Raw genomic sequence first — 8733 nt, forward strand, 5'->3', positions numbered from 1 at the left:
GACAACGGGTTGACACGGGCCGCTGCCGGGAGCGGCCCCTCGGTCGAAGGCTTGGCGGGATGAGCAACGCATACAGCAAGGACCTGGAGCGGTGGATGCCGCGGCTCATCGCCGTGTGGCGTCAGTCGCGCGGCCGGGGGGACGGGCCGGAGACGAAGCTGACGCCGCAGGAGGTCAAGGAGGTGGGCGCCGGCGTGCGGCAGCTGTCCATGGGCCTGACGCGGGAGCGGCAGCTCGCGGGCGCGCGCTACATGGACGACCCGAAGCTGCTGGGCGCCTATCTCCTCTTCTACTGGCCGGTGTCCTACGCGCAGGCCCGGCAGGTGCTGGGAGAGCTGCCGAACCGGCCCCGGCAGGTGCTGGACCTGGGCAGCGGGCCCGGGCCCGTGGCCTTCGCGGCGATGGACTCGGGGGCCAAGGAGGTGACGGCGGCGGACCGCAGCAAGCCGGCGCTGAACCTGGCGCGCGCGCTGGCGACGGAGGCCGGCGAGGCGCTGGCCACGCGCGAGTGGGACCCGACGAAGAAGGCCGCGGCGCTGCCGGAGGGACAGTTCGACCTCATCACCATGGGGCACGTCATCAACGAGCTGTACGGCACGGGCGACGCGGCGACGAACCCGCGCGCGGCGCTGCTGGAGGCGGTGCTGGCGAAGGTGAAGAAGGGCGGCAGCCTGTTGGTGATGGAGCCGGCGCTGCGCGAGACGAGTCGGGGCCTGTTGCACGTGCGCGACGCGCTGGTGGCGCGGGGCTACGCGGTGCGCGCGCCGTGCATGTACCGGGGGCCGTGTCCCGCGCTGGTGAAGGAGACCGACTGGTGCCACGCGGAGCGGCCGTGGCCGATGCCGCGCGTCGTGGAGGAGCTGGCGCGCGCGGCGAGCCTGCACAAGGAAGCGCTGAAGATGAGCTACCTGATGCTGGCGCCCAAGGGCGAGGAGTGGCCCCAGACGCCGCCGGGGCGGCTGTTCCGCATCGTCTCCGAGCCGCTGGAGGGCAAGGGGCGCCACCGCTACATCGGCTGCGGACCCGAGGGCCGCGTGGGCCTGGCGATGCAGGAGCGCCACCGCAACGAGAAGAACGAGCGCTTCCTCCAGTTGCACCGGGGTGACGTCATCGCGGTGACGGAGACGGAGCCCAAGGGCGACGGCCTGGCGCTCGGGGAGACATCGGAGGTGCGGATGGTGGCGCCCGCGGGCAAGGGCGTGCCTCCCCCGCCTCCGAAGGAGGACGCGCCTTCGAGCCCGGGAACCAGCCCGAGCCCTGGCGCGCCCTCCTGAGACGTCCACGTGCCCCTCGGGGACCGACACGCCCCGCGAGCACGTCGACGTCGGTTTCACGCTGACGCGCCCCGGAGTCGCCTCTGGGGCACGTCGAAGGGGTTCAGCCTCGGGTGGGAGGCACTGACTTCCCCTCTCGAGCACTCACGCGGCTCGCGCGTCGTCATGCCCGCGAGGGATGGCCGCCTGCGCGGTCGAGGTGCTACGGACGGGCCTGCGCGTAGGCGCCGGTGAGCACGTCGAGCATGTGGCGGAAGGACTTCACCTGGTCCTTGGCGACGGTGAGCGCGCCCTGGGCGAGGACGGTGGCCTGGACGCGGACCAGGGTGGTGAGGTGGGTCGACTTGTCCTGCGCATTCTTCCGAGGGGGGTTCATCAGGGAAGCGATGTTCATGGAGCGCTCCGGGGTGTGGAGTTGCGCGCAGCATCCACCACCCCCGCGAACACCACGTCGCGCGCGGGCAACTTCGCCGTCACATCGCGCCTGGCGCGCCCCGGAGCCTGGGGGCTGTGCCCTGCCTGACAGTCTCCACGCCGAGCGAGAGGACACGCGAACACCCGCGCATGCGGGCCTGGGGCGTGGCGTCGCGGGAGCCGCGCGCATCCGCTAGCGTTCGGGCTCTCTCGCAGTCCCGGAAGGCGCATGTCCGTCCCGTCCCGGTCATCGCGGACGCTGTACCCACCCGTGGAGCCCTACCGCATGGGCCGCCTGCGGGTGTCCCCGCTCCACGAGCTGTACTTCGAGGAGAGCGGCAACCCCCAGGGCAAGCCCGTGGTGTTCGTCCATGGGGGTCCGGGTGGCGGCACGGATGCGCGGCAGCGGCGCTTCTTCGACCCGGCCGCGTACCGCATCATCCTGTTCGACCAGCGGGGCTGTGGCCGCAGCACGCCGCACGCGAGCCTCGAGGAGAACACCACGTGGGACCTGGTGGCGGACCTGGAGCGGCTGCGCGAGCACCTGGGCATCGAGCGGTGGATGCTCTTCGGGGGCTCGTGGGGCAGCACGTTGTCGCTCGCCTACGCGCAGGCGCATCCGGAGCGCGTCACGGAGCTGGTGCTGCGAGGCATCTTCCTGTTGCGCAAGCAGGAGCTGGACTGGTTCTACCAGCGGGGCGCGAGCGCGCTGTTCCCGGAGGCCTGGGAGGAGTACCTCGCGCCCATTCCTGTCGAGGAGCGGCATGACTTGCTGGGCGCGTACCACCGCCGCCTGACGAGCGCGGACATGGCGGTCCGGCTGGAGGCCGCGCGGGCGTGGAGCGTGTGGGAGGCGCGCACCAGCTACCTGCATCCCAACCCGGAGCTGGTGGCGCGAAACAGCACGGGGGACTTCGCGTTGGCGTTCGCGCGCATCGAGTGCCACTACTTCTTCCATCGCGGGTTCCTGCGTTCGGACACGCAGCTGTTGGAGGACGTGCCGCGCATCCGTCACATCCCGGCGGTCATCGTGCAGGGGCGATACGACGTGGTGTGTCCGCCGGAGAGCGCGTGGGCGCTGCATCGCGCGTGGCCGGAGGCGCGGTTCGTGATGGTGCCGGACGCGGGGCACTCGGCGAACGAGCCGGGGACGACGGCGGCGCTGTTGGAGGCCACGGACCGCTTCCGTCCGGGGTGAGAGATGCCGCGTGCTTTCGCGCGGCCCGGGGAGTCCCTAAGGTGGGGAGGGGTCAATCCTCGGGAGACGAGCACATGTCAGCAGAGAAGGCCGCGCGAAGCTGGGTGGAGGAGAGTGCGTTGAGGGCGGCGGGGGCCGCCGCGCTGCCCATCCCGGTGCCGGGCGCGCACACGGCGCTCACGTCCGCCATCGAGGCGTACATGATTTATCACGTGGCGGGCATCTACGGAGAGAAGCTCAGCCTGGGTGAGTCGCTCGGGCTGATTCCGACGTTGGGCGCGGGCATCGTGGCGCGCAAGGCGGCCAGCTCCATCGTGGGCGAGACGGTGGGCTGGATTCCGGTCGCCGGCTGGTTGCTGAAGGGCGCGGCCAGCGGCGGCACCGCGTTCGCGATGGGCGTGGCGGCGGTGACGTACTTCGAGAAGAAGTACCCCGGCCGCGAGGCCGTGCCCTTCGAGACCGTGTCCATCAAGGACTGGGTGAAGGCGGCGCTCGCGCACCTGGGGTTCGGCAAGAAGTAATCGATGAGCGGCGGAGGCGCCTGGCAGGGCAACATCAAGGCGCGCCTGTACGAACGGGTTCGCGAGCGCGGCTACGACTCGCTGACGGCCTTCGCCGAGGCGCGCCCCGCCGTTCCGCTGTACGTCCTGGCCGACGAGTTGGGCAACGACGTTGCCGCGGTGCAGTTGTTGAGCGGCTTGTTGTACGAGGCGGAGCTGAACAGGAGGGTCACCCGCTTCGTTCGCGACGTGCTCGTGCGCGAACTGGCCGAGAGGTTTCCGAGCGGCTGGCCGGACGTGCTGGACGACGAAACCCGTGGCGAGATTGCGATGGGGATGGGGGCATGGACTGCCTACACACCCGAAACGCACAAGAAGCGAGTCAGGCAAGCTCGGGCCACACTTCGCGCGAGTCCACCGCCCGCCGGTTGGCGCCCACTCGAGCCCGACGAAGAACTGCTCCGCACGCTGCTCCCCGACGAAGGCGCCTGAGTCACGAAGGCGGCCTCCGTCAGGGCCACCAATCTCACCTCGCGGAGAGCGCCCGCGCCAGTTCCTCGTAGATGTGGCTGGCGCTGCGGGTGGACTTCTCCCAGTCGCCCACGTGGAGGCTCTCGTTCTCCGAGTGGGCGTAGGTGCACGAGTCCCCATCCCGATGAGCAGCACCGGCCCCACCTTCGGCCATGACTCTCCCGACGAACGTCACGCTGGATTGCATCCGGCACGGCCGGACGCGGGTATGGACCTGGCGCGTCGTTCAAACCGGTTGAGGCAGGAGGTAGCGTGAGCCTGCTCTTGCACGATCTCGGACGGGAAACGGCCCCACACATTCCTCTCATCGAGCGGAACGTGACTCGTCGTCAGGAGCGCTCATCCTGGCGGACCCGAGGTGGACCATGCGCGCGGATGTCCTGATTGCCCTATCAGTGCTACTGACAGGCTGTGCCTCGGGGGGTCGTGTGACCGAGCGCGGCGGAACGCTGAACTACGAGCCACGCGTCGTCGCGCCTGCCTCGCAGGTCGAAGCACCTCTCGATGAGGCCCCATGTGCCTCGGTCTCCCAGCACGGTTCCACGGAGGGGGCAAAGGGACGACAACGGCTCTGGCGACACAAGCAACAACGCGAGGTGACGAGAGTTGGATCTCTCGCCATCCAGGGTGAACCGCCCAGCGTCGCGCTGACGCGTCAAGCAGTCCTCGACGCCATTGCCGAGGTTGAGGACTCCTTGAAGGCCACCGAAGCCACGCGCGCACAGCTTGCCTCGCGTCCTGTTGCCCTGGGAGACCGAGGGCTCGATGGAGTGTTCACGAGGTACCTCGACTACGGCGCGCATCAACTGACGTGGCTTCGCGGTGCGTTGAGGAGCACCGCCACGCTGGTGGAAACGGCCTCGGAAGTGGAGGACCCGGACATGGAGCTGGGCATCCTCCGCATGTCGGGGACCCGCCTCCAGTCCGCGATGTTAGGAGCCCTCCTCCTCGCCTCGTGGGTGGACTTCCTCCAACTTGCTGACGCACTGCTACGAGACTGCCCCATGTGCGGCACAGAGAAGCTCTTCGTGGACTTACATCGCGTCCAGGGATTGATGGAGCCCGTGCAGAAAGACCTGGCGTCACTGGCTCCGGAGCGCGCCGAAGCAGCATCGACCGCGATGCCTGAGTTGATGGGGAAGCTGACACGCGAGTTCGACGCGATTCATCGAGATGCACGCTCGGCCATGGAATCGGGCGGCAAGGTCATGGTCGCCGTTCAGGTGATGGAGATGCTCGCGCTCATCTCCACGCTGAAGATGTCGCTGCCCCGGTTACCCCCATCTGCGCCCGCGACGCTCGGCGTGGGCCTGGCGATGAGCTCGGGAGGCGTCATGGCGGGCTCGCGGCTCGTCGTCTCCGCCGAGTGGGTGGAGATGATGCGAAGGCTGGTCCAGGCGGGCGTCATCTCACTCCCCGTCGCGAGCGCGGCTGTCCGCATCCACGGCGGTCAGGTGCTGATGTCGCAGGCGCGCCAGGACCTCCCCAAGGGCGTGCGTGATGCACTGGGTGACAGTCCCGAAGTGCGTGGCATGCAGGTGACGGGCAAGGCGGGCGCGGGAATGTCCGAAGCCCCCAAGCACCACGTCCTGCCGCATGAGCATCGCAAATGGTTCGAGCAACGCGGATTCAGGGGCGACATGGACATCGACCAGTTCTGCGTGCGTCTGGAGCAGGCGGATCACGAGGCGATTCACGGTGGGGCGAACTGGAAGCTGGGGCGCACCTGGCCGGGCGAGTGGAACCGGCTGATCATGAAGACCCTGGGCGACGCCGAAATCGCCATGGGCCGCCCCCTGACGCGGAACGAGATCCTGAATCTCGTCGCGAAGAGCATGCGGGACTATAGAATCCCGATGAGCTTCACCCGTGGGAGAGGACGATGAACGGCGGAGGGGCGTGGCAGGGCAACATCAAGGCACGCCTGTACGAACGGGTCCGCGAGCGAGGCTTCGACTCCCTGACCGCCTTCGCCGAGGCACACCCTGCTGTTCCACTACACATCCTGGCAGACGAACTGGGCAACGACGTTGCCGCTGTGCAGTTGTTGAGCGGACTTTTGTACGAGGCGGAGCTGAACCAGAAGGTCACGCGCTTCGTTCGCGACGTGCTCGTGCGCGAGCTGGCCGAGGGGCTCCCCAACGGCTGGCCGTCCATCCTGAACGACTCAAGCCGCTTCGAGGTCGCCATGGCGCTGGGTCGCTGGTCGGCGTACACCCCAGAAACCCATGAGGAGCGCGTGCGACAGGTGCGCGACATGCTCCTCGCCAGCCCACCACCCGCCGGCTGGCGCCCGCTCGGACCCGACGACGAACTGCTCCGCACGCTGCTCCCCGACGAAGGCGCCTGAGCCACGAAGGCAGCCTCCGTCAGGGCCTCCCCACCTCACCGCGCGGTGAGCGCCCGCGCCAGCTCCTCGTAGATGTGGATGGCGCTGCGGATGGACTTCTCCCAGTCGCCCACGTGGAGGCTCTCGTTCTCCGAGTGGGCGTACGTGTACGGGTCCTCCACGCCGATGAGCAGCGCGGGCACACCGCCCAGCTCCCGCGCGAACGGCTCCACGAACGGAATGGACGCGCCACAGCCGATGGCCACCGCCTTCGTCCCGTACCCCTTCTCCAGCGCACGGAACGCCGCCTGGAACGCCGGATGCGACGGGTCCGTGTACCACCACCCCGACGCGCCCTCGGTCTGGAACTCCACCTCCAGCCCCCACGGGCACACCTTGCGCAGGTGCTCCTTCAACCGCCGCTCCACGTCCACCGGGTCCAGGTCCGGAACGATGCGAATGCCCACTCGCGCCCACGCCGCGTCGCAGATGATGTTGCGCGCGTCCTTGCGACTGCTGGCCTGGATGGCGTTGATGGCGATGCTCGGCTGACGCCAGTTCGTCTCGTACGGGTGCCGCCCGCCCAGCACCTCCACCCCGGGCAACAACCCCACCTGCTCGCGGAACGTCGCCTCGTCCCCCGGCAACGACTGGATGCTCGCGCGCTCCCCCGCCGTCAGCGGCTTCACCTTCTCACCCAACCCTTCAATCGCGATGGAGCCGTCCGCGTGCGTCAGCGTCGCCAGCATCCGGCACAGCGCCATCACCGGGTCCGGCACCGGCCCACCCCACATCCCCGAGTGCACCGCCTGCTTGAGCCCCCGCACCTCCACGTCCACCGTGACCAGCCCCCGCAGCGCCGTGGTGATGGACGGCAGCCCCGTGTCGAAGTTCGACGTGTCCGTCAGCACAATCGCGTCCGCCTGCAACAGCGCCGCGTGCCGACGCAGGAACTCCGACAGGTGCCCGCTGCCAATCTCCTCCTCTCCCTCGATGAGCACCTTCACGTTGAGCGGCAGCTTCCCCGCGCCCTTCAGCCACGCGTCCACCGCCGACGTGTGCACCACGATGCCCGCCTTGTCGTCCGCGGTGCCCCGCCCGTACAGCCGCCCGTCGCGCAACGTGGGCTCGAACGGCGGACTCTTCCAGAGCGACTCATCCCCCGCCGGCTGCACGTCGTGATGGGCATACAACAGCAACGTCGGTGCACCTGGCGCCCGCAGGACCTCCCCATACACATAGGGATGGGCCTCCCCGATTTCGAGTAGCTGGATGTTTTCAAACCCACGGTCCCTCAAGAGTCGAGAAGTCGCCTCGGCGCTCTGCCGGACACGGGCGGCGTCGAAGCCAGGGAACGAGACACTGGGTATGCGCACGAGGGCCATGAGGTCCTCGAGGTAGACGTTCTTCTGGGACTCGAAGTGAGAGAGGGCCTGGTCAATGGACATGCTCACCCCTTAACCCAAAAAGGCAGGCAGGCGACGCAGACCCTCGCGCGGATGTTGCGCGGTCCAAGTATCATGCGGCGCCATGTCCGACACCCCGACACTGCTGCTCGTCGACGACGACAGCTTCGTGCGCCGCATCCTCAAGGACGTCATCGCCGACACGGGCATCGAGCTGCGACTGCTCGAGGCCGCCGACGGAGAAGAGGGCCTCGCGGTGGCCGCCCGCGAGAAGCCCGCGGTGATGTTCCTGGACCTGTTCATGCCGAAGAAGAGCGGCCTGGAGGTGCTCGGCGCCATCAAGCAGGTGTCGCCCGGCACGCGCGTGCTCGTCATCAGCAGCATGGACGCGGAGCCCGTGGTGGAGCAGGCCATGGCCGCTGGCGCGGTGGGCTTCGTGGGTAAGCCCTTCCATCCGCTGGAAATCGCCTCGGCCGTGCGCCAGGCGTTGGCTCACTGACCTCAGAGGTGTCTGCGTGTCGTCTCCTGCTGTCGGTTACTGGGTAGCGGACAATCTCGGCCGCGTGCTGGGGCCCATCGCCCTCCAGGCCCTGCGCGAGCTCATCGCCTCCGGTCGGATGAAGGCCGCCGTGCGCGCGTCGCGCGATGGCACCCAATGGGTGGCCCTCCAGGAGCTGCCGGAGCTGGCGGACCTGTTCACCGCCGCGCGCCCGTCGCAGTCCGTGGAGCAGCAGCAGGCCGAGCGCCTGCGCACCCAGCTCAAGGGGCTGCAGAACCTGCCTCCACACGAGGTCTTCGGCGCCAAGCCCTCGTCCTCGCTCGACGAGGTGCGCCTGGCCTTCTTCCGCATGGCCAAGCGCTTCGCGCCCGAGCACCTGGCCCCGGAGACGCATCCGGAGCTGCGCAAGGTGTCCGCGGAGATCTTCGACTTCCTGTCGCGCTGCATGCGCGAGGTGGAGGTCCTCTACTCGCAGGGCGCCTACCAGCAGGCCCGCCCGGTGCCGCCCCGGCTGGACATGAACGGGCCCCTGCCGCCCGCGCCTCCTCCCTCGATTGCCCCCGCGTACGCGCCGCCGGCCCC

The 8733-nt window shown here is 69.0% G+C and carries 11 protein-coding genes; 8 read left to right on the forward strand and 3 right to left on the reverse strand.

Going from position 1 to position 8733, the window contains the following annotated elements; all coding sequences use genetic code 11:
• The first annotated feature begins 59 nt into the window (after positions 1 to 59).
• Complete coding sequence (locus FL311_RS20830) at positions 60 to 1274, forward strand: small ribosomal subunit Rsm22 family protein (RefSeq protein ID WP_141327430.1); 1215 nt, start codon at positions 60 to 62, stop codon at positions 1272 to 1274.
• A 202-nt stretch (positions 1275 to 1476) separates the two neighbouring features.
• Here FL311_RS20830 and FL311_RS20835 read toward each other — a convergent pair whose 3' ends face one another.
• Positions 1477 to 1668, reverse strand: a complete 192-nt coding sequence (locus FL311_RS20835) for a hypothetical protein (RefSeq protein ID WP_141327431.1) — start codon at positions 1666 to 1668, stop codon at positions 1477 to 1479.
• A 249-nt stretch (positions 1669 to 1917) separates the two neighbouring features.
• On the opposite strand from FL311_RS20835, the gene pip reads away from it, so the two are divergent.
• The 3 genes from pip (at position 1918) to FL311_RS20850 (ending at position 3878) form a co-directional block, all read left to right on the forward strand.
• Positions 1918 to 2886, forward strand: a complete 969-nt coding sequence (gene pip, locus FL311_RS20840; RefSeq protein WP_141327432.1) for a prolyl aminopeptidase — start codon at positions 1918 to 1920, stop codon at positions 2884 to 2886.
• A gap of 74 nt (positions 2887 to 2960) precedes the next feature.
• Positions 2961 to 3407: a DUF697 domain-containing protein gene (locus tag FL311_RS20845; RefSeq protein ID WP_141327433.1), complete on the forward strand. Its 447-nt coding sequence runs from the start codon at positions 2961 to 2963 to the stop codon at positions 3405 to 3407.
• Between the two features lie 3 nt (positions 3408 to 3410).
• A complete protein-coding gene (locus FL311_RS20850) occupies positions 3411 to 3878 on the forward strand; it encodes an NUDIX hydrolase (RefSeq protein ID WP_141327434.1) in 468 nt (155 codons plus the stop codon).
• A gap of 34 nt (positions 3879 to 3912) precedes the next feature.
• Here the strand turns inward: FL311_RS20850 and FL311_RS20855 are convergent, their stop codons facing one another.
• Positions 3913 to 4071 carry a hypothetical protein gene (locus FL311_RS20855; RefSeq protein ID WP_153882696.1) on the reverse strand — a complete coding sequence of 53 codons (159 nt, stop codon included), beginning with the start codon at positions 4069 to 4071 and terminating at the stop codon, positions 3913 to 3915.
• A gap of 274 nt (positions 4072 to 4345) precedes the next feature.
• Here FL311_RS20855 and FL311_RS20860 point away from each other — a divergent pair, with 274 nt between their 5' ends.
• Complete coding sequence (locus tag FL311_RS20860; protein WP_368668580.1) at positions 4346 to 5803, forward strand: DUF2380 domain-containing protein; 1458 nt, start codon at positions 4346 to 4348, stop codon at positions 5801 to 5803.
• Positions 5800 to 6267, forward strand: a complete 468-nt coding sequence (locus FL311_RS20865) for an NUDIX hydrolase (protein WP_141327436.1) — start codon at positions 5800 to 5802, stop codon at positions 6265 to 6267. The genes FL311_RS20860 and FL311_RS20865 overlap by 4 nt, the downstream gene beginning before the upstream one ends.
• 35 nt (positions 6268 to 6302) lie before the next feature.
• Here FL311_RS20865 and FL311_RS20870 read toward each other — a convergent pair whose 3' ends face one another.
• Positions 6303 to 7694: a M20/M25/M40 family metallo-hydrolase gene (locus FL311_RS20870; RefSeq protein WP_194869290.1), complete on the reverse strand. Its 1392-nt coding sequence runs from the start codon at positions 7692 to 7694 to the stop codon at positions 6303 to 6305.
• A gap of 82 nt (positions 7695 to 7776) precedes the next feature.
• On the opposite strand from FL311_RS20870, the gene FL311_RS20875 reads away from it, so the two are divergent.
• Both FL311_RS20875 and FL311_RS20880 read left to right on the forward strand, forming a co-directional pair.
• Positions 7777 to 8151, forward strand: a complete 375-nt coding sequence (locus FL311_RS20875) for a response regulator (protein WP_046715860.1) — start codon at positions 7777 to 7779, stop codon at positions 8149 to 8151.
• A 16-nt stretch (positions 8152 to 8167) separates the two neighbouring features.
• Positions 8168 to 8733: DUF4339 domain-containing protein (locus tag FL311_RS20880; protein ID WP_141327438.1), on the forward strand; the 566-nt coding region annotated here is incomplete at its 3' end.

The sequence above is a fragment of the Myxococcus sp. AB025B genome (assembly GCF_006518215.1).
Lineage (GTDB): Bacteria > Myxococcota > Myxococcia > Myxococcales > Myxococcaceae > Myxococcus > Myxococcus fulvus.

Bases quoted from the DNA above. Each gene is read 5' to 3' on its own strand.
- FL311_RS20830 (WP_141327430.1), top strand. From the start codon at position 60: ATGAGCAACGCATACAGCAAGGACCTGGAGCGGTGGATGCCGCGGCTC.
- FL311_RS20835 (WP_141327431.1), bottom strand. From the start codon at position 1,668: ATGAACATCGCTTCCCTGATGAACCCCCCTCGGAAGAATGCGCAGGAC.
- pip (WP_141327432.1), top strand. From the start codon at position 1,918: ATGTCCGTCCCGTCCCGGTCATCGCGGACGCTGTACCCACCCGTGGAG.
- FL311_RS20845 (WP_141327433.1), top strand. From the start codon at position 2,961: ATGTCAGCAGAGAAGGCCGCGCGAAGCTGGGTGGAGGAGAGTGCGTTG.
- FL311_RS20850 (WP_141327434.1), top strand. From the start codon at position 3,411: ATGAGCGGCGGAGGCGCCTGGCAGGGCAACATCAAGGCGCGCCTGTAC.
- FL311_RS20855 (WP_153882696.1), bottom strand. From the start codon at position 4,071: ATGGCCGAAGGTGGGGCCGGTGCTGCTCATCGGGATGGGGACTCGTGC.
- FL311_RS20865 (WP_141327436.1), top strand. From the start codon at position 5,800: ATGAACGGCGGAGGGGCGTGGCAGGGCAACATCAAGGCACGCCTGTAC.
- FL311_RS20870 (WP_194869290.1), bottom strand. From the start codon at position 7,694: ATGTCCATTGACCAGGCCCTCTCTCACTTCGAGTCCCAGAAGAACGTC.
- FL311_RS20875 (WP_046715860.1), top strand. From the start codon at position 7,777: ATGTCCGACACCCCGACACTGCTGCTCGTCGACGACGACAGCTTCGTG.